Source organism: Brachybacterium tyrofermentans, from assembly GCF_014897585.1.
Lineage (GTDB): Bacteria > Actinomycetota > Actinomycetes > Actinomycetales > Dermabacteraceae > Brachybacterium > Brachybacterium tyrofermentans.
The window spans coordinates 176,725-195,198 of record NZ_JABUXW010000003.1; the positions used below are offsets into that span (position 1 = coordinate 176,725).

General features: G+C 70.2%; 16 protein-coding genes. 2 read left to right on the forward strand and 14 right to left on the reverse strand.

The features are described from left to right. Positions 1-3: 3 nt before the first annotated feature. Entirely contained in the window at positions 4-1,572 is a 1,569-nt protein-coding gene (gene hflX / locus INT49_RS03275; protein ID WP_193116287.1) for a GTPase HflX, read from the reverse strand. A gap of 159 nt (positions 1,573-1,731) precedes the next feature. Here hflX and INT49_RS03280 point away from each other — a divergent pair, with 159 nt between their 5' ends. Further along, on the forward strand, positions 1,732-2,352 hold the full coding sequence (locus INT49_RS03280) for a class I SAM-dependent methyltransferase (RefSeq protein ID WP_193116288.1): 621 nt from the start codon (positions 1,732-1,734) through the stop codon (positions 2,350-2,352). Here INT49_RS03280 and dapF read toward each other — a convergent pair. Both dapF and miaA read right to left on the reverse strand, forming a co-directional pair. Further along, positions 2,339-3,187 carry a diaminopimelate epimerase gene (dapF, locus tag INT49_RS03285; protein WP_193116289.1) on the reverse strand — a complete coding sequence of 283 codons (849 nt, stop codon included), beginning with the start codon at positions 3,185-3,187 and terminating at the stop codon, positions 2,339-2,341. The two genes, INT49_RS03280 and dapF, sit on opposite strands and share 14 nt — an antisense overlap. A gap of 9 nt (positions 3,188-3,196) precedes the next feature. Then, on the reverse strand, positions 3,197-4,261 hold the full coding sequence (gene miaA, locus INT49_RS03290; protein WP_193116290.1) for a tRNA (adenosine(37)-N6)-dimethylallyltransferase MiaA: 1,065 nt from the start codon (positions 4,259-4,261) through the stop codon (positions 3,197-3,199). A 146-nt stretch (positions 4,262-4,407) separates the two neighbouring features. Here miaA and INT49_RS03295 point away from each other — a divergent pair, with 146 nt between their 5' ends. Beyond that, positions 4,408-4,893: a YbjN domain-containing protein gene (locus tag INT49_RS03295; RefSeq protein ID WP_319021494.1), complete on the forward strand. Its 486-nt coding sequence runs from the start codon at positions 4,408-4,410 to the stop codon at positions 4,891-4,893. Positions 4,894-4,946: 53 nt separating this feature from the next. Here INT49_RS03295 and miaB read toward each other — a convergent pair whose 3' ends face one another. The 11 genes from miaB to INT49_RS03350 all read right to left on the reverse strand — a co-directional run bounded on the left by miaB (position 4,947) and on the right by INT49_RS03350 (position 18,404). Next, positions 4,947-6,539: a tRNA (N6-isopentenyl adenosine(37)-C2)-methylthiotransferase MiaB gene (miaB, locus tag INT49_RS03300; RefSeq protein ID WP_193116291.1), complete on the reverse strand. Its 1,593-nt coding sequence runs from the start codon at positions 6,537-6,539 to the stop codon at positions 4,947-4,949. Positions 6,540-6,609: 70 nt separating this feature from the next. Next, positions 6,610-7,293, reverse strand: coding sequence for a regulatory protein RecX (locus INT49_RS03305; protein ID WP_193116292.1), 684 nt, complete (start codon positions 7,291-7,293; stop codon positions 6,610-6,612). A gap of 3 nt (positions 7,294-7,296) precedes the next feature. Continuing rightward, entirely contained in the window at positions 7,297-8,433 is a 1,137-nt protein-coding gene (recA, locus tag INT49_RS03310) for a recombinase RecA (protein ID WP_193116293.1), read from the reverse strand. 367 nt (positions 8,434-8,800) lie between these two features. Continuing rightward, complete coding sequence (locus INT49_RS03315) at positions 8,801-9,025, reverse strand: DUF3046 domain-containing protein (protein WP_193116354.1); 225 nt, start codon at positions 9,023-9,025, stop codon at positions 8,801-8,803. Between the two features lies 1 nt (position 9,026). Continuing rightward, a complete protein-coding gene (locus tag INT49_RS03320) occupies positions 9,027-9,332 on the reverse strand; it encodes a helix-turn-helix domain-containing protein (RefSeq protein WP_193116355.1) in 306 nt (101 codons plus the stop codon). A gap of 205 nt (positions 9,333-9,537) precedes the next feature. Beyond that, positions 9,538-10,014: a CinA family protein gene (locus tag INT49_RS03325; RefSeq protein WP_319021495.1), complete on the reverse strand. Its 477-nt coding sequence runs from the start codon at positions 10,012-10,014 to the stop codon at positions 9,538-9,540. Next, positions 10,011-10,604 (reverse strand): CDP-diacylglycerol--glycerol-3-phosphate 3-phosphatidyltransferase, encoded by a 594-nt coding sequence (gene pgsA, locus INT49_RS03330; protein ID WP_193116294.1) that lies wholly within the window; start codon positions 10,602-10,604, stop codon positions 10,011-10,013. Before pgsA ends, INT49_RS03325 begins: the two co-directional genes overlap by 4 nt. A gap of 82 nt (positions 10,605-10,686) precedes the next feature. After that, positions 10,687-13,611, reverse strand: coding sequence for an FtsK/SpoIIIE family DNA translocase (locus INT49_RS03335; RefSeq protein WP_193116295.1), 2,925 nt, complete (start codon positions 13,609-13,611; stop codon positions 10,687-10,689). Positions 13,612-13,741: 130 nt separating this feature from the next. Further along, positions 13,742-14,683 (reverse strand): 4-hydroxy-tetrahydrodipicolinate synthase, encoded by a 942-nt coding sequence (dapA, locus tag INT49_RS03340; RefSeq protein ID WP_193116296.1) that lies wholly within the window; start codon positions 14,681-14,683, stop codon positions 13,742-13,744. Between the two features lie 55 nt (positions 14,684-14,738). Next, complete coding sequence (asnB, locus tag INT49_RS03345; protein WP_193116297.1) at positions 14,739-17,510, reverse strand: asparagine synthase (glutamine-hydrolyzing); 2,772 nt, start codon at positions 17,508-17,510, stop codon at positions 14,739-14,741. Between the two features lie 165 nt (positions 17,511-17,675). After that, positions 17,676-18,404 carry an HAD-IA family hydrolase gene (locus tag INT49_RS03350; protein WP_193116298.1) on the reverse strand — a complete coding sequence of 243 codons (729 nt, stop codon included), beginning with the start codon at positions 18,402-18,404 and terminating at the stop codon, positions 17,676-17,678. Positions 18,405-18,474 lie beyond the last annotated feature (70 nt).

Here is an 18,474-nt window from a genome sequence, read left to right on the forward strand (position 1 = left end):
CCCTCAGGCCGCGCCGTGCAGCTCTGCGGCAAGCGCCTCATCCACGCGGGCATGGAGCTTCGTGCCCTCCATCACGTGCTCCTCGGAGAGCACCTCGCCGGTGGTGTGCGCGCGGGCGATCAGGTCGCCGCGGGAGTAGGGCACGAGCACCTCGACCTCGACCGCCGGGCGCGGGAGGTGCTCGGCGATCAGATCCCGGAGCTCCTCGATGCCCATGCCGGTCCGGGCCGAGACGACGATCGAGTCCTCGACCTGGCTGCGCAGGCGGGCGATGGTCTCGGGCTCGGCGAGGTCCGCCTTGTTGAGCACGATGACCTCGGGCACATCGAAGCCCTCGACCTCGCCGAGCACGGTCCGCACGGCTTTGATCTGGCCTTCGGGATCCGGATGGGAGGCGTCGACCACATGCAGCAGCAGATCGGAGTCGCCCACCTCCTCGAGGGTCGAGCGGAAGGCCTCCACCAGCTGCGTGGGCAGGTGCCGCACGAAGCCGACGGTGTCCGCGTAGGTGAACTCGCGGCCGTCCGGGGTGGTGGAGCGGCGCACCGTCGGGTCGAGGGTCGCGAAGAGCGCGTTCTCCACGAGGACCCCGGCACCGGTCAGCCGGTTGAGCAGGGAGGACTTGCCGGCGTTGGTGTAGCCGGCGATCGCGACCGCCGGCACCTGGCTGCGGCGGCGGTCGGCCCGCTGGGCTTCACGCCCCGGGGTCATCGCCTTGATCTCGCGGCGCAGCTTGGACATCCGATCACGGATCCGACGACGGTCCAGCTCGATCTTGGTCTCACCGGGGCCTCGAGAGCCCATGCCCGCTCCCGCGCCGCCGACCTGACCGCCGGCCTGCCGGGACATGGAATCGCCCCAGCCGCGCAGACGCGGCATCAGGTACTCGAGCTGGGCGAGCTCGACCTGCGCCTTGCCCTCGCGGGATTTGGCGTGCTGGGCGAAGATGTCCAGGATCAGCGCGGTGCGGTCGATGACCTTCACCTTGACGATGTCCTCGAGCGCGCGGCGCTGGCCGGGGCCGAGCTCGCCGTCCGCGATCACGGTGTCAGCACCGCTGGCGGCGACGATCTCGGCCAGCTCTGCCGCCTTGCCCTTGCCCAGGAAGGTCGCGGGGTCGGGGTGTGCACGACGCTGAAGCACGCCGTCGAGCACCTCGGAGCCCGCCGTCTCGGCGAGCGCGGCGAGCTCGAGCAGGCTGGTCTCCGCCTCCCCGGTGTTCCCCGAGGTGTAGAGACCCGCCAGCACGACTCGCTCGAGGCGGAGCTGTCGGTATTCGACCTCGCTGACGTCCTCGAGCTCGGTGGAGAGCCCGGCGACGCGACGCAGAGCCTGACGGTCGGCGAGGTCGTACTGTTCCCCGTCGGACGAGGAATCGTAGGTGGCGGATGCCGCGCTGCGGGAGAGGATCCGCTGGGTCAGCGCGTCTCGTCGGCCCACGGCCGGCGCGGTCTCCTCCGGGATGGCCGGGGTGCCTGCGCTGTCGGTGTGCGCCGCGGCCCCGGTCCCTCCCGTGGTGGTCCCGTCGACGTCGGTGTCGGAGTCGGGTTCGGGATGGAAGGCGATGGGCACGGTCGGGGCACTCCTCAAGATGGGGGACGAACTGTCCTGACAAGAGTCCCACGACCGCGGGCCGTGGTCGAGGCATTTTGCGGTGAGCGGATAGCGGTGCTGTGGTCATCCTTCCTCGACGTGCTCCTCCCGGGCCGTCGGAGTCCGTATCCTGCTCAGGTGGACGAGCACTATTTCACCCCTTCCCCGACGACCGATGCCCGGCGCTTCCCGCTTGCGGTGCGCCTGGCCGGCCGCGACCTCGAGCTGGTCTCCAGCGCCTCCGTGTTCAGCGGGCACGGTGTGGACAAGGCCACCGCCGTGCTCCTGAACCGGCTCGACGAGATCACGGAGCCGCCGGCGCGGGCACGGATCCTCGATCTGGGATGCGGCTGGGGGCCGATCGCCCTGACCGCAGCGATCACGCATCCTGACGCAGAGGTGTGGGCGGTCGACGTCAGCGAGCGCGCTCGTGAGCTCACGGCGCAGAACGTCGAGCGAGCCGGCCTCACGAATGTGCGCGTCGTCGCCCCCGACGAGGTGCCGGAGGATCTGATGCTCGATGCGATCTGGTCGAACCCGCCGATCCGGATCGGCAAGCCGGCGCTGCATGACCTGCTGCTGCAGTGGACGGCCCGTCTGACCCCGGAGGGGACTGCCGCGCTGGTTGTCGGGAAGAATCTCGGAGCGGATCCGCTCGCCCGGTGGCTCGGGGAGCAGCTGCCCGATCGAGAGGTCGCGAAGGTCGCCAGCGCGAAGGGCTTCCGCGTGCTCGAGGTGGGTCCCGTCAGACCAGCGTGACGCCGTCGGCGACGAGCACCGCCGGGCCGGTGAGCGTGACCTCACCGGTCGCCGTCCATCCCACCTGCAGGCGCCCACCGGGAACATCCACCGTCCAGGGCTCTGCACTGGTGTCGCCGGCGCGCAGGGCCGCCGCCACAGCGGTCGCCGCGATCCCGGTCCCGCAGGAGCGGGTCTCGCCCACCCCGCGCTCGAACACCCGCATCGCCACGTGGCGCGGCCCGCGCTCGACGACGAGCTCGATGTTCGCGTCAGCGGGAGGTTCGGGGTCCAGGGACGGCCGATGCGTCAGGTCGAGCTGCTCGAGAGCGGTGCCCTCCGGGAGGAAGGCGACGGCGTGCGGGTTGCCCATATCGACGTCCGTGACCGGGAGCGCCTGCCCGGCGACCTCGACGGTGCGCTCCCCCTGGAGGCTCGTGCTCCTCCCCATGCCGATGCGCACCGACCAGGGAGCCCCGTCCGTCTCCGCGCGCTCGAGGACGTCGACCGACCGTGCCCCGGCGCGGGTCCAGACGGCGAATCTGTCGCCCTGCACGTGCCCCGCACGCAGCAGATGCGCGGCGAGCACGCGGACCCCGTTGCCGCACATCTCCGCGATCGAGCCGTCGGCGTTGCGGTAGTCCATGAACCATTCCGGGGCATCCACCGGGGCGTCGATGCCGGCGGCCCGGGTGCGCACGGCGCGGATCACGCCGTCGCCGCCGATACCGGCCCGACGGTCCGTGAGCGCGATGACGGCCTGCGGTTCCAGGTCCAGGGCACCGTCCGGGTCATCGAGGATGACGAAGTCGTTCTCGGTGCCGTGGCCCTTGGTGAAGCGGATGCTGTCGGTCATGGGACGAGCCTATGCCGTCGCCGGCCCGTCCGGCCCGCCCAGCCCGTCCGGCCCGCCCAGCCCGTCCGGCCCGCCCAGCTCGCCCGCGTCCCTGATCGCGTGCAGCGCCCGCTCGAGCACGACGTCGCCCGTGCGCTGCGGGTCTGGGACCGCATCGATCCAGCGCACCCGGAGGTCACGGCGGAACCACGTGTCCTGCTTGCGCACCAGGCGGCGCGTGCCCACGATCGTCGCCTCGATCGCCTCCTCGCAGCTCATCGTCCCGTCCAGGACGGCCAGACCCTGCGCGTACCCGATCGCGCGGCGAGCGGTGAGACCCTGGTCCAGGCCACGGTCGCGGAGTGCCCGGATCTCGTCGAGCAGCCCGAGCTCGACCATCCTGTGCACCCGCTGCTCGATGCGTTCGTGCAGTTCCGCTCGATCCAGGCGCAGCCCGAGCTGCACCGTGCCGGGCTCCGCGTAGATCGGCCGGGGCAGGAAGGCGGCGAAGGGTCGGCCGGTCAACTCCCCCACCTCCAGCGCGCGCACGATCCGGCGAGCATCCCCCGGACCGATCTTCGCCGCGGCCTCAGGGTCGCTGCGGGTGAGCTCGGCATGCAGCGCGGCCGGGCCTTCTCGCGTCGCGCGTGCCTCGAGGCGGGCGCGGGTCTTCGCGTCGGTGGGTGGGAACTCGATCTCGTCGAGGGCCGCGCGCACGTACAGCCCTGAGCCGCCCACGAGGATCGGTCGCCGTCCCCGGGAGCGGATCTCCGCGATCGCTGTGCGTGCGCCCTCCTGGTACGCGGAGACGCTCGCCTCCTGGGTGACCTCCAGGATGTCGAGCTGATGATGGGGCATCGCCTCGCGCTCGGCACTGGTCACCTTCGCGGTGCCGATATCCATGCCGCGATAGAACTGCAGGGCGTCGGCGTTGATGATCTCGCCGTCGAGCCGCCGGGCCAGCGCGATGGCAAGATCCGACTTCCCGGTCGCCGTGGCTCCGACGACGGCGACCACCGGAAGGGCGGTGTGCTCTGCGCGGAGTCCGGCCTGGAGCGGTGATGTCTCGGGCCGCACGGTCGCAGGAAGGTCCATGCCTGGCAGACTACCTGCGCCGATGGCGAAGGTCAGCCGGATCACGCCTGGTGGCAGGCCGATTCCCCGAGGAAGGGAGTAGTGTGAGCCGCGACCCGGCGCCGCCGGGCCGTCGACCACGACTACTGCATTGCCTGAGGTTGGAAGTGACTGCACCGCACGAGTCCCCTGCACTGCCGGACTCGACTCACGGGCTCGCCCCGATGACCATGGCCCGCATCGAGCAGAGCCTTGCTCGGCACGGATATGCCTTCGTCGAGGACGACGAGCACGCGGAGATCCTCCGCGCGCGCTTCGACGACTACCGTTTCCAGTTCATGCTCTCCGGCGAGGAGCAGGCTGTTCTGCAGACCCGCGGACGCTGGAGCCACTCGGTGGACTTCTCCCGCAAGGTCGAGATGGTCAAGCTCTGCAACGAGTGGAACATGAACCGGATCTGGCCCAAGGTGTACGTGCGCCGCGAGTCCGAGGGGCTCCTCGGCGTCTACGGCGAGCTCGCCGCGGACTTCCGCGCCGGCGCCCTGGATTCCCAGGTCGACTCAGCGATCAAGTGCGGGCTGAGCACGGTGATCGCGTTCTTCCACAGCCTCGAGGAGCGCCTCGGCGCCGAGCTGGACGAGCTCGACGTCTGAGCCTGAGGTCCGCGGTTCTCGCGGGCCCTGCGCTATACAGCGCCAGAGCAGGCTCAGGGACGACGCAGGCTCGGCATGCCCAGGGTGACCGGTCCCGGCGGCGCGGCAGCGCCGCCTGTTCCGCAGGAGGATCCGCCGTCCGTGCCGCTCACCCCGGCCTCCCAGGCGTCCCCGGAGCGGGTGCGACGCACGGAGAACTGCTCCGGGGCGAGGGATCCGTCCATGGCGCCGAGAGCGCTGTCCGCGATGAGGTAGTAGGGCGCCGCGCGGGTGACGGTGGCGGTGACCAGGTCCCCCGGGCGCGGCCGGTCCGCGGCGGGCAGACCGGGCGGGAGCGCCAGATGGACCAGGCGGTGGTCGCGGGAGCGGCCGGAGAGACGATGGGTCGCATGCTCCCTCTCGCCTTCCCCCTCGGCGACGAGCACCTCGACCACGCTGCCCTCCAGGCGAGTGTTCTCTTCGAACGTGATCCGGTCCTGCAGAGCCGTGAGTCGCTCGTAGCGCTCCTGGACGATCTCCTTGGGGATCTGGTCGTCCATGGTCGCGGCCGGGGTGCCGGGACGGATCGAGTACTGGAAGGTGAAGGCGCTGGAGAAGCGTGACGCCTCGACGACATCGAGCGTGCGCTGGAAGTCGTCCTCCGTCTCCCCGGGGAAGCCGACGATGATGTCGGTCGTGATCGCCGCCTCCGGGATCCGCTCGCGCACCCGCTCGAGGATGCCGAGGAACTTCCTGCTGCGGTAGGAGCGCTTCATCCGGCGCAGCACGTCGTCGGATCCGGACTGGAGCGGCATGTGCAGCTGGGGCATGACGTTCTGGGTCTCGGCCATTGCGTCGATGACGTCATCGGTGAACATGGCCGGATGCGGGGAGGTGAAGCGCACCCGCTCGAGCCCCTCGATCTCCCCGCACGCCCGCAGGAGCTTCGCGAAAGCGCCGCGGTCGCCGAACTCCACGCCGTAGGAGTTCACGTTCTGCCCGAGCAGGGTGACCTCCAGAGCGCCGGAGTCCACCACGTCGCGCACCTCGGCGAGGATCTCCCCCGGCCGGCGGTCCTTCTCCTTCCCCCGCAGCGAGGGCACGATGCAGAAGGTGCAGGTGTTGTTGCAGCCGACGCTGATCGAGACCCATGCCGCGTAGGCGGACTCCCGACGGGTGGGCAGCGTGGATGGGAACACCTCGAGGGACTCGAGGATCTCGACCTGCGCCTCGGCGTTGTGGCGGGCGCGGTCCAGCAGGACCGGGAGCGAGCCGATGTTGTGGGTCCCGAACACGACGTCGACCCAGGGGGCGCGCTCGACGATCTCGGCACGGTCCTTCTGCGCCAGGCAGCCGCCGACGGCGATCTGCATCCCCGGATTCGCCTCCTTCGCCGGGCGCAGCGAACCGAGGGTCCCGTAGAGCTTCTTGTCGGCGTTCTCGCGCACCGCGCAGGTGTTGAACACGATCACGTCGACCTCGCCGCGACGGGCGTCGGCGCCCGCCGGTGCCGCCGCGTACCCGGACTCCTCGAGCATCCCGGTGAGGCGCTCGGAGTCGTGGACGTTCATCTGGCAGCCGAAGGTGCGCACCTGATAGGTGCCTCGCGGCGCGTTGCGCGCGTCGTCGGTCATCAGGGGATCGGTGGCGAGAGAGCTGAGGGACATAGTCCCCCCAGGATACGGCGCGACTCCGGGCCGGTGTGTGCCGCACGGGCCGTCGAGGATCGGTCGGCGATCAGCCCTCTGCAGGGTCCGCGGCCGCTCGCAGCTCCGCGGCGATCACCTGCACGGCGAGGGATCCCGGGTATCCCTTCCGGGTCAGCAGGGCGTCGAGACGGCGGGAGAGCCGCCGACGGTGGCTGCCATCGCGTTCGCTGCGCAGCTGCTCTCGATCGCGGTATCCGATCCGAGAGCGCACCAGATCCCGGCAGCGCTCCTCCTCGTCGTCCTCCCCAGTTCCCAGGGCGTCCTCGATGAGATCGGACTCCACGCGCCTCGAGGCGAGCTCGCGACGCAGCGCCTCGTCTCCCAGCGCTCGCATCGAGCGCCGCTGCGTCACCCATTCCTGGGCGAAGGCGGCGTCATCGATGAGGTCGGCCCGGTCGATGCGCGCCATGACCTCATGGGCGACGTCCGCGGGGACCTCGCGCTGAGCCAGCCGGTCACGCATCTCCCCCGCAGACCGTTTGCGCAGCGACAGCAGGCGCATCAGGTAGCGGCACTCATGGACGATCGCCTTCTCGCGCTCGGCGTCGTACGGATCGACGGCATGGTCAGGAGCGTCGAGGATCCGGCGGGTCCGCTGCGAGAGATCGCTGCGGATCTCCGAGGCGGTGCGCGGCCCTCCCGGATCGATGTCGGCGGCAGCCGCGGCCTCCGGGCCACGGCTGCCGCCGACATCGAGCTGAGAATCCGCCATGGATCAGATGGTGGCGGGGACGTCCTCGTCGAGGAACTCGTCCTCGGCGAGGGGCGCCTCGAGCGGATCGAGCGCCTCGTCCTCCGGCGCCGCCTGCTCGGCCGCGTACTTGCCGACGCCGAGGGTGCGCAGGATCTTCTCCTCGATCTCCACGGCCAGGTCCGTGTTGTCCTTGAGGAACTGGCGGGAGTTCTCCTTGCCCTGGCCCAGCTGGTCACCCTCATAGGTGAACCAGGCACCGGACTTGCGCACGATGCCATGCTCGACGCCGAGGTCGATCAGACCGCCCTCGCGGGAGATGCCCTCGCCGTACAGGATGTCGAACTCGGCCTGCTTGAAGGGCGGGGCCATCTTGTTCTTGACGACCTTGACACGGGTGCGGTTGCCCACGGAATCGGTGCCGGTCTTCAGGGTCTCGATCCGACGGATGTCCATGCGCACAGAGGCGTAGAACTTCAGCGCCTTGCCACCGGTGGTGGTCTCGGGGCTGCCGAAGAAGACGCCGATCTTCTCGCGCAGCTGGTTGATGAAGATCGCGGTGGTGCCCGAGGCGGACAGCGCGCCGGTGAGCTTGCGCAGCGCCTGCGACATGAGGCGGGCCTGCAGGCCGACGTGCGAATCGCCCATCTCGCCCTCGATCTCCGCCTTCGGGACCAGGGCGGCCACCGAGTCGATGACCACGACGTCCAGGGCCCCGGAACGGATCAGCATGTCGGTGATCTCGAGCGCCTGCTCACCGGTATCCGGCTGGGAGACCAGGAGTGCGTCGGTGTCGACGCCAAGCTTCTTCGCGTACTCGGGGTCCATCGCGTGCTCGGCATCGATGAAGGCGGCGATGCCGCCGTTGCGCTGGGCGTTGGCGACCGCGTGCAGTGCGAGCGTCGTCTTGCCGGAGGACTCCGGTCCGTAGATCTCGACGATGCGGCCGCGGGGCAGGCCGCCGATGCCGAGTGCGGCGTCCAGCGCGACGGAACCGGTGGGGATGACCTCGACGGGCGGCCTGGTGTCGTCGCCCAGGCGCATGATCGAGCCCTTGCCGAACTGGCGGTCGATCTGTGCGAGCGCGTTGTCCAGCGAGGAGTCGCGATCCTTCGCGGTGGACCTCGTGACGGCGGGCTTCGAAGACTTCGGTGCAGCCATGTGCTTGGTTCCTTCCAGGGGGCCGGGGGGCCGACGTATTGACCGTACGGCCACAGTAAGCGGGGCCCCCGACATTCGCCGCCGCCCTGCACCCCCTGTGGAAGACCGGGGTGTGGGGAGGAAAGGCGAGTTCGCGGTTGTCGTGCCGGGTGACCGTCGGGGACCACTGTACCGAACAGACGTTCGAACACGCGAGCCCATCGGCCGTGTCGCGGCGTGTCGCGTCGTGTCGTCGTGTCGGGTCGAACCGGGCGGCGCGACCACGGGCTCTGCGGCGTGCGCGCAGAGGCCCGCGGCGTGCGCGGAGAAGTCAGCGGCTCGCGCAGCGGTCAGCGGCTCGCGCAGCGGTCAGCGGCTCACGCGGAGGTCAGCGGCGGCGCTGCTCCAGCGGCACTTCCCAGCGACGGGACTCCGGGACCTCCATCGCGTCGCACAACGAGACCCACACCCGACGCACGGGAACCCCGTGCTCGAGAGCCTGCGCGGCGGTCATGCCGCCGGCTCCCTCGAGCACGAGGTCCCGGACATACGTTCCTGCGAGGACCGGGCCGAACACGTGGTCGGCCAGCTCCGTGAACTCGCTGCGACGCACCTCAGTGGGCGCCGACCAGCGGGCTCGCATCGTCGGCGAGGCCCTCGGGCACGGTGTCGGGGATGCTGACGTTCTCGGAGACGGCGATCCGGTCGGACACCTCGCGCAGGACGAAGGACAGCGGGAGACCGAGAGCATCGGTCACGGAGACCAGCAGCTCGCTGGAGGCCTCCTTCTGGCCGCGCTCGATCTCGCTGAGGTAGCCCAGGGACACGCGCGCATCGGAGGACACCTGGCGCAGCGTGCGCCCCTGATTGCGACGCGCGTCGCGCAGGACGTCTCCGAGCTCCTGACGGAACAGGACCATGGCCTTGCCTCCCTTCCTCTGGTTGAACTGATGGAACACCTCGGGGGTGCGGTGCAGAGAAGTCATCACGTCCACCACAACGCCACACCCCTCAAGAGTGTTCCCCAGAGTGTAGTGGCCTCGATCCCAGGGATCCCTGGGAGCTGTGGACAGCGAGAGGGTCCGCGCGGCTCCCCGCACAGCACGCGTTGACCTGCACAGGGACTCAGTCCTCGAGCTCCTCGGCGAGCATCTGGATCGCGAGGTCGACGGTCGTGGCCCGGATCCGTGCCCTGCCTCCGCTGAGATGCAGTTCACGACTGGAGGTCGGAGCGCCTCGTCGGGCCAGTCCCAACCAGACCGTGCCCTCTGCCGCACCGCGCTCATCGGGGCCGGGGCCGGCCACCCCGGTGGTGGCGATCGCGAGGTCGGCGTCGTAGAGATCGAGCGCACCCTCGGCCATGGCCCCGGCGACCTCGGCGTTCACCGCCCCGCGGTCCCGGAGCAGTGCCGCGTCGACTCCCAGCACACGGGTCTTCGCCGCATACGAATAGCAGGCGGCTCCGCCCGCGATCACCGCGCTCGCGCCGGGCACGTCCACCAGGCGGGCCACCACGGCGCCGGCCGTGAGCGATTCGGCCGTGGCGATCATCAGCCCTCGCTCTGCGGCCCGGGTGATGACCGCCTCCGGGCCGGTGCTCACGAGGCGCGTCCGGCGAGGGCCTCGCGGCGCAGGCGCAGACCGTCCTTGAGGTTCACGAGGCCGGACCAGACGGTCAGCACCACGGCGAGCAGCACCAGGGCGAGCCCGACCCAACGGGCCGGCTCCCACCACAGCTCGAACGGGATCAGGCAGAAGGTGATCGCGATCGTCTGGACCATCGTCTTCGCCTTGCCGGCCATGTTCGCCGGCAGAGCGCCGTACTTGAGGATCGTGAAGCGCATGACGGTGATGCCGATCTCGCGCACGAGGATCAGGATCGTCATCCACCACGGCACGTACTCCCAGATCGAGAGCATGATGAGCGCCGCCCCCGTCATCGCCTTGTCGGCGATCGGATCGACGATCTTGCCGAAGTCGGTGATGAGGTTCCGGCTCCGCGCCAGATATCCGTCGAGGAAGTCCGTGATCATCGCGACCACGAAGACGGCCGCGACCAGCAGACGGCCAGGGACTGTGTCCGGGTACAGGACGGCGAGCACCACCAGCAGCGGCACCATCGCGCACCGCACCATGGTGAGGATGTTGGCGATGTTCCAGAGCGGCACAGGGTCCGTGCGGGGTGTGGTCATGATGCTCCTGCGCTCGCGGGGTGGATGGGGTGTCCGGAAGGGTTCGGGGCTCGTACCCCGAGTGGGGTGGAGGGGCGGAGGCTCACCGCCCGGTGAGGCTCCAGGCGTCCTCGCTGTCCTCGCCGCCCTCGTCGTCGTAGTAGTCGGTCGCCGGCTCGGAGCCGTCGTCGGCCAACGGATCAGAGCCGTACCGGTCCTCCGTGCCTGCGGCCGGGGCGGCCTCGGGGGCCGGTGCATCCTGCGCGTCGGTCTCCTCGAGGTCCACCGCCTGGTCGGCGCCGTAGGGCTGTTCGGCGTCGTCCCCGGGGACGTCCTCTCCGCGGATACGGGCGATGGCGGAGGCGAGATCGTCCGGGTGGATCATCACGTCGCGCGCCTTGGACCCCTCCGAGGGGCCGACGATCTCGCGGGACTCCAGCAGGTCCATCAGGCGACCCGCCTTGGCGAAGCCCACCCGCAGCTTGCGCTGCAGCATCGAGGTGGAGCCGAACTGCGTGGTGACCACGAGCTCAGCTGCCTGCAGCAGCACGTCGAGATCGTCGCCGATGTCGTCGTCGATCTGCTTCTTGGCTGCGACGACCTGGACGTCCTCGCGGTAGTTCGGCTTCATCTGGGTCTTGACGTGGTCGACGACCTTGTGGATCTCGGACTCGTTGACCCAGGCGCCCTGGACGCGCATCGGCTTCGCCTTGCCCATCGGATGGAACAGGGCGTCGCCCTGACCGATGAGCTTCTCGGCGCCGACGGAGTCGAGGATGACGCGCGAGTCCTGCAGCGAGGAGGTCGAGAACGCGAGGCGGCTGGGCACGTTGGCCTTGATGATGCCGGTGACGACGTCGACCGAGGGACGCTGGGTGGCGAGGATCAGGTGGATCCCGGCCGCGCGCGCCAGCTGGGTGATGCGCTGGATCGAGGCCTCGACATCACGCGGGGCCACCATCATGAGGTCCGCGAGCTCGTCGACCACGACGAGGAGGTACGGGTAGGGGGCGAGGCGTCGCTCGCTGCCCGCAGGCAGCTTCACCTCGCCGGCCCGCACCGCCTTGTTGAAGTCGTCCACATGCTTGTACCCGAAGGCGGCGAGGTCGTCGTACCGGGCGTCCATCTCCTTCACGACCCACTCCAGGGCTTCGGCGGCCTTCTTGGGGTTGGTGATGATCGGGGTGATCAGGTGCGGGATGCCCTCGTAGATGCTGAGCTCGACGCGCTTGGGGTCGACCAGCACCATGCGCACCTCCTCCGGGGTCGCGCGCATGAGGATCGACGTGATCATCGAGTTCACGAAGACCGACTTGCCGGCGCCGGTGGCACCCGCGACGAGCAGGTGGGGCATCTTGGCGAGGTTGGCGATGACATAGCCGCCCTCGACGTCCTTGCCCACGCCCATCACCAAGGGGTGCTCCGTGCGACGCGCGACCGAGCTGCGCAGCACGTCGCCGAGGACGACCGTCTCGCGGTCCGTGTTGGGGATCTCGATGCCGATGGCCTTCTTGCCCGGGATCGGAGAGAGGATGCGCACGTCTGAGCTCGCCACGGCGTACGAGATGTTCTTGTCCAGGGCCGTGACCTTCTCGACCTTGGTGCCCGGAGCGAGCTCGACCTCGTAGCGCGTGACCGTCGGCCCGCGGGAGAAGTCGACCACCTTGGCGTTGACGTTGAACTGCTCGAAGACCTCCTCGAGCGCAGCGACCACCTGGTCGTTGGCCTCGGAGCGCGTCTTGTGCGGCGCACCCTCGAGGAGGAAGGACGACTCCGGCAGCGTGTACACGACATCGCCGGCCAGCTCGAGCTGCTCGCCGGCCCGCGGCAGGTCGCCCATCGGCGGGTGCACGAGGTCCGCCTTCTCCTCCTCGGCAGGCTTGGTGGGAACAGCCTTGGTCGCAGCAGGTGTGCTCGCGACCGGCGCCTTCGCCGCGGCAGTCGGCATCGGGGTGGTCGCTCCGGCAGCGGCAGGGGCGCCCTTGCCGGGGAAGGTCTTGGCCCGGTTGTTCTCGTCCTCGACCACGTCGAAGACCTCCGCGGAGTCGGCCGTCGAGGCCCGCTTCGCGCGGGAGCCCCGACCCTTCTTCGCCGCGGCCGCGGCGGCCTCCTCGGCGGTGACGCCCTGTTCGAAGGCCTCGTCGCCGGCGTAGCCGAAGCTCTCGTGGTCCCGGGTGGCCTCGTCCTCGGCCTTCTCCCGGCGGCTGCGACGGCGCGGGCGGCCAGTGGACTGGGCCTGGGTGGCCTGCTCATGGACTGCGGGGTCGACGCGGCGGGGGCGCAGCCCGAGGGCGACCCGCTCGGCGTCCTCCTCCTCGCTGCTGCCCACCATCACGTCGTACACATCGCGCAGGCGGGACGGGATCGACTCGACAGGCGTCGCGGTGAGCACCAGGACGCCGAAGGCGATCACCACGGAGTGGATGACGATCACCGCGACCGGCGGGAGCAGGGCCTCGAGCGGGGCGGCGGCGAGATAACCGAGCACCCCTCCCCCGCGGGCCAGGGCGTCGATGCCGTCCGCCGGGGCGGGGAGCCGCGCGGAGACGGAGGCGATCGCCGAGATCGCGGTGAGGAGCAGCAGGATCCCGATCGCGATGCGGCTGTTGGCGCGCACCTGGTCGGGACGGCGGAACATGCGCATCGCCCATCCGGCCGCGAGCAGCGGGATCACCATGGAGGAGATGCCGAAGGTGCCCGCGACCACGGTGTGCACGGCGCCGAACACAGGACCGGCGGACTGCCACCACTCCACGACGGCCACCAGGGCCGCGATGAGGAGCAGGAACAGCGCATAGCCGTCCCGTCGCTGGTCGGGTGAGACCTCCCAGCGTGCGACGCCGATCGAACGGACGAGGCCGCCGATCATCCGGGCGATCGCCAGATAGCCGGAGCGCACTGCGCGCACCGGCAGAGGGAGCGTCGACGGATCGTGGGCCGCGGAACCGGCGGTACGCGAGGTACCGGCGGACGAGCTCCGGGACGAGCCTTTCGACGCACGTGCGGGGGAAGACGTACGTGTCGCCATGTCACCCAGGGTACCGCCCGACCCCTGTCGGACCCGGGAGGCGGCGCGACGGCCCGTCACACCGGTCGTATCTCACGCCCTCGACGGGGAGGCGCGGCGTGGGCCGGAGCCCACCGCTGCACCGCTGGGATCACAGAGGGCGGCGGGACGGATCGCACGGCGGGATGCCGTCCGCTGCATCGAGCGCGGCGGCGAGGGCGCGCAGCTGGTCCGCATCGGCCGGGACGTGCGGGCCGCGCATCGCGGCATGGGGCAGCACTCCCTGCAGGGCGAGAGCCGCCTTGGCCGCGACCGCTCCGGGGAGCTGACTCATGATGGCCTCGACCAGCGGGACCAGACGGCGGTGCGCCTCGAGCGCGCCCGCGAGGTCGGAGCGGTCCACGGCCTCGACCATCTGCTTCTCGAACTCGGCCGCGACCTGGCCGACGACGGACACCACGCCCGAGGCGCCGATCGCGAGCCACGGGAGGTTCAGGGCGTCCTCGCCGGAGTAGTAGGCGAGACCGTTCTCGGCCATGACCCGGCTGGCCTGCTGCAGATCGCCCTTCGCGTCCTTGACCGCGAGGATGCGCTCGTGCTCGCCCAGCCGCAGGAGGGTCTCGTAGGCGAGCGGGATGCCCGTGCGCCCCGGGATGTCGTAGAGCATGACCGGGAGATCGGTCGCGTCGGCGATCGCGGTAGTGTGGGCGATCACCCCGGCCTGGCTGGGCTTGGAGTAGTACGGCGTGACGACCAGCAGGCCGTCGAGCCCCTCGAGCTCCGCATGGGCCCGTGCCAGATCGATCGAGTGGGCGGTGTCGTACGTGCCCACCCCGGCGACGACCTTGACCTCGGGGCCGACGGCGGCGCGCACGGCCCGCGCCAGCTCGAGCTTCTCGACGTCGGTGAGCGCGGGCGCCTCGCCCGTGGTGCCCGAGACGACGATGAGGTCGTTGCCGTGCTCGCTGATGTGCACCGCGAGCTTCTGGGCGGCGTCGAGGTCGACCCCGTGGCCGTCCTGCGTGAGCGGCGTGACCACGGCGGTCCCCACCGCGCCGAAGGGCCGTGCGGGGCGCATGTCGGTGCTGGTCATGATCTCCTCCCAGAGATGTCCTGATCCCAGGAGCCTAATGCAGGCCCCGTCCTGCTCAGCGCCGTGACGCGGCTCCGAGATCGACGAGGATCGCCAGCGGGGTGCGCTGACGGCCCTGTCCCAGCGGGTTGTCCGCGAACGTCGCCTCGAGGCGCTCGTTCGGGGTGTCGACGTCCGATCCCAGCACATTGCGCCCGATGTCGTTGGCGTCCATGACCACGGTGCCCACGAAGCTGTCGCGCAGCGCCGCAGGGATGTCCGCTCCGCGGATCGCCGCGGAGATCGTCGCCGAGACCGCGTCCGGGTCCTTCGGGGGAAGCTTCGCGGAGACGTTGGACGGGAAGGCCGAGTACGGCGTGGGCCCGTCGATCGCCCGCACGTTCGCGCCGACGACCTCGTAGAACAGGCCGCGCTTGCCGATCACCTTGCCGGCCGCGCCGGCGGCCGAGGCCGCCACGACACGGGGCAGGCCGACCTCGCGGATCGCGAGCTCCATCGTGGTGGGGTCGCCCAGGCCGATGCCGGCCGGGGTGCGGGTGACGAAGCGGCTGAGGACCTTCGCCGACCGCCGGGGCTTGATCTCCCAGGTGAACCAGGAGCGGCCCTGCGTGATGGCGATGATCTTCTCGCTGATCACGAAGTACCACGGGGACCCGTCGGGCACGACATCCGCGGGCAGGGATGCCGCGAAGGCCTCGACCCGCTCGCGCGCGAGCGACTCGACATCGTCCCCGCGGGCCACCAGGGCGGTCTGCAGAGGCAGACGGCGCCAGGTGTGGCCGTCGGGCTCGGAGACGAGGTCGAGCTCCTTGGCCGGGTTGGCGACGTAGTCGCTCTTGGGCTCCTCCTCGGTCTCGGGCTCCCGAGCTGCGTCGACGGGGGCCGCAGCGGCCGCGGCGGCCAGCTCCGCCTGCTCGTCGGCGGCGGCACGATCGCCGAGCGCCCGCGTGGAGCCCTCCGCGTCGTCGAAGAAGGTGCGCATCCACAGCTCGACGTTCAGCAGGCGCCAGAACATCATCGTGCCGTGGTTGCCGGGGTTCGCGATGTAGTCCTCGAACAGGGCGACCACGCTGGGGGCGTCGAAGTAGGGGCGGCTCGCGAAGGACTCGGAGGCGAAGATGTCCATCAGCTCCGGGGCGATCGTGCGGAACCACTCGCCCTCCGGGGTCGTGAAGCCGATCTTGTTGCGACGCTTGGAGATCATGTCGGGCAGGATCCCGTCCATGGCCTCGCGCAGGATCCGCTTGTTCCAGCCGTCGTGGATGATGGCGGACTCGTCGAGGGAGAACAGGAACTTCAGCAGCTCCTTGTCGACAAAGGGCACACGGCCCTCGATGCTGAAGCGCATCGTGTTCTTGTCCTCGTAGCGCAGCAGGGAGGGCAGCGAGGACCGGAAGGTGTCCTCGAGCAGGCGCTCCTTGATGTCGTCCTGCACGGACGTGACCTTCTCCGAGCTGTGCTCGGAGACGAAGCCGGAGTTCAGCAGCGCCTCGATCGGTACCGAGGTGCGCCCGGAGTACTTGGTGCGGGCGAGCTTGCGCAGGATGTCGCGGGAGCCGACGATCTCGCTCGCGAGCTCCTTGAACCGCTTCTGACGACGCAGCTGGCGCAGGTAGACGTAGAAGTACGGGTTGTACCCGGCCATCATCTCGTCGGCGCCCTGACCGTCCAGCAGCACCGTCACGTGCTGGCTGGCCTCACGCATCACCGCGTACTGGGCGTACGGCCCGGTGGAGATGATCGGCTCCTCCTGGGTGCGCACGAAGTCACGCAGGTCCTCGAGGAAGGCGTCCGGCTGGGGATGGATCTTGTGCGCCGTGATCTGGCCCGCGTTGTCGCTGAGCAGCTTGTCGACATAGGCCTCCTCATCGTTCGAGGAGTTCGGGAAGACGGCCGAGAAGGTGTTCTGACGGCTGCCGACGGCGCTGAAGTTCTCGTCCTGGGGCTGCTCGCGCAGGTGACGGGCGATCACGGCGGCGACCGCGGAGGAGTCCAGACCGCCGGAGAGGGACGTGCCCACGGGGACCTCCGACTGCAGACGCAGCCGGACTGACTCCTGGAAGCGTTCGCGGTACTCGTCGACGACCTCCTGGCTGTACGGACGGCTGGGGCGCTCGGCGATCTCGCGCAGCTCCTCCTGGAGCCTGGTGAAGGACGTGACCGAGGTGCCGTCGGCGCTGATCTCGAGGACCTCGCCCGCCATGAGGCGGCGCACGCCGCGGAAGAAGGTCTGGGAGTCGTCGTCCTGGACACGGAACTTCAGGTAGCGGTACACGGCGCGGTCGTCCGGTGCGGCGTCGAAGCGCTGCGCCGCGAGCAGAGCACGGATCTCGGAGCCGAACAGGACCTGGGGGCGTCCCCCGGCGCCCTCGGCGCTCTCGTCGATCCAGTAATAGAGGGGCTTGATGCCGAAGTGGTCACGGGCCACGGTGACCGTGCCGGTCTGCGCGTCGTGGATCGCGAACGCGAACATGCCGTTGAAACGGTCGTACGCCGCGGTGCCCCACTCGGCATGCGCCTCGAGGAGCACCTCGGTGTCCGAGTCGGTGCGGAAGGTGTGGCCCAGCTCCTCGAGCTCGGCGCGCAGCGGCAGGTAGTTGTAGGTCTCGCCGTTGTAGACGATGGTGTACCGGCCATCGGCGGTGGTCATCGGCTGGGCACCGCCGGCGACGTCGATGATGGAGAGGCGTCGGTGGGCCAGGCCGGTCTCACCGTCGACGAAGAGGCCTTCTCCGTCGGGCCCGCGGTGGGCCAGAGCGCTGTTCATCCGCCGGGCGATGCCCTCGGTGTCGGCACCGAATCCGTAGCTTCCGGAGATTCCGCACATGAGAGGGGTCCTTTCGAAGGGGACGGCTCCGATCCGCGGCGGCGTCACGTCGAGGCGACGCGGACACCGGATCCGACCGGCACCCGTGAAAGGCGTGCGGACCGGGATCGGCCGCCTGAGCCTATCAACGCCGAGCACCTGCGCAGAGCAGGCGCGGCGTGACGTTCAGCTACCGCGTCGAGCGAGCACCAGGTCATCGCCATCGACCCGGATCTCCAGGTCGTCCAGCGAGGTGACCAGGGCGTCCGCGAGCGGCGACAGCTCGGCGGCCGGGGTGGTGCTCGTCACGGCGACCGTGCGCGCCCCGGCCTCGGCGCCGGAGAGCAGCCCGCCCACGGAGTCCTCCAGGACGATGCTCTGCGCAGGGTCGACCTCGAGCCGTCGGGCACCGAGCAGGTACGGCTCGGGATCCGGCTTGCCGCGGCTCACCTGGTCCGCCGTGACCATCTGCGCAGGCACCGGCAGCCCGGTGGTGGCCCACCGCGCCTCGAACAGCGGGGCGGTGCAGGAGGTCACGATCGTCCAGGTGGCACGACCGAGCTGCTGTGCCGCCTCGTCGAGCTCGCGCAGCAGCCGCTCGGTGCCGGGCAGGGTCACGATCGATCCGACGTCGGCGATCTCGAGCGCCTCGACCCGGGCATGGGCCGCGGAGAGCTGGTCCGCATCGAGCTCGGGCATCAGCTCGGCGAGGACCTGGCGGGCAGGCTTCCCGTGCTGGGCGTGCCCGAACTCGAGATCCGTCCCGAGCTCTCGCAGCAGGGTGTTCCAGGCGCGCTCCACCGCGGGCCCGGAGTCGATCAGGGTGCCATCCATGTCGAGCAGGAGGACCTTCGCGCGCAGTGGGAGGGCGTCGCCGGAGGCGGTCTGGGCGAGGGGGTCCGAGGTGGCCGTCATGGCCTCACGATCTCACACCGAGGACCGGACAGGAAGGCAACGTCCGCCCAGGTGACCGTACAGTGAACAC

Excerpts from the sequence above, each read along its gene's own strand:
- dapF (WP_193116289.1), bottom strand. The coding sequence starts at position 3,187 with ATGACCGACAGCATCCGCTTCACCAAGGGCCACGGCACCGAGAACGAC.
- miaA (WP_193116290.1), bottom strand. The coding sequence starts at position 4,261 with ATGGACCTTCCTGCGACCGTGCGGCCCGAGACATCACCGCTCCAGGCC.
- miaB (WP_193116291.1), bottom strand. The coding sequence starts at position 6,539 with ATGTCCCTCAGCTCTCTCGCCACCGATCCCCTGATGACCGACGACGCG.
- INT49_RS03305 (WP_193116292.1), bottom strand. The coding sequence starts at position 7,293 with ATGGCGGATTCTCAGCTCGATGTCGGCGGCAGCCGTGGCCCGGAGGCC.
- recA (WP_193116293.1), bottom strand. The coding sequence starts at position 8,433 with ATGGCTGCACCGAAGTCTTCGAAGCCCGCCGTCACGAGGTCCACCGCG.
- INT49_RS03320 (WP_193116355.1), bottom strand. The coding sequence starts at position 9,332 with ATGGTCCTGTTCCGTCAGGAGCTCGGAGACGTCCTGCGCGACGCGCGT.
- pgsA (WP_193116294.1), bottom strand. The coding sequence starts at position 10,604 with ATGACCACACCCCGCACGGACCCTGTGCCGCTCTGGAACATCGCCAAC.
- INT49_RS03335 (WP_193116295.1), bottom strand. The coding sequence starts at position 13,611 with ATGGCGACACGTACGTCTTCCCCCGCACGTGCGTCGAAAGGCTCGTCC.
- dapA (WP_193116296.1), bottom strand. The coding sequence starts at position 14,683 with ATGACCAGCACCGACATGCGCCCCGCACGGCCCTTCGGCGCGGTGGGG.
- asnB (WP_193116297.1), bottom strand. The coding sequence starts at position 17,510 with ATGTGCGGAATCTCCGGAAGCTACGGATTCGGTGCCGACACCGAGGGC.
- INT49_RS03350 (WP_193116298.1), bottom strand. The coding sequence starts at position 18,404 with ATGACGGCCACCTCGGACCCCCTCGCCCAGACCGCCTCCGGCGACGCC.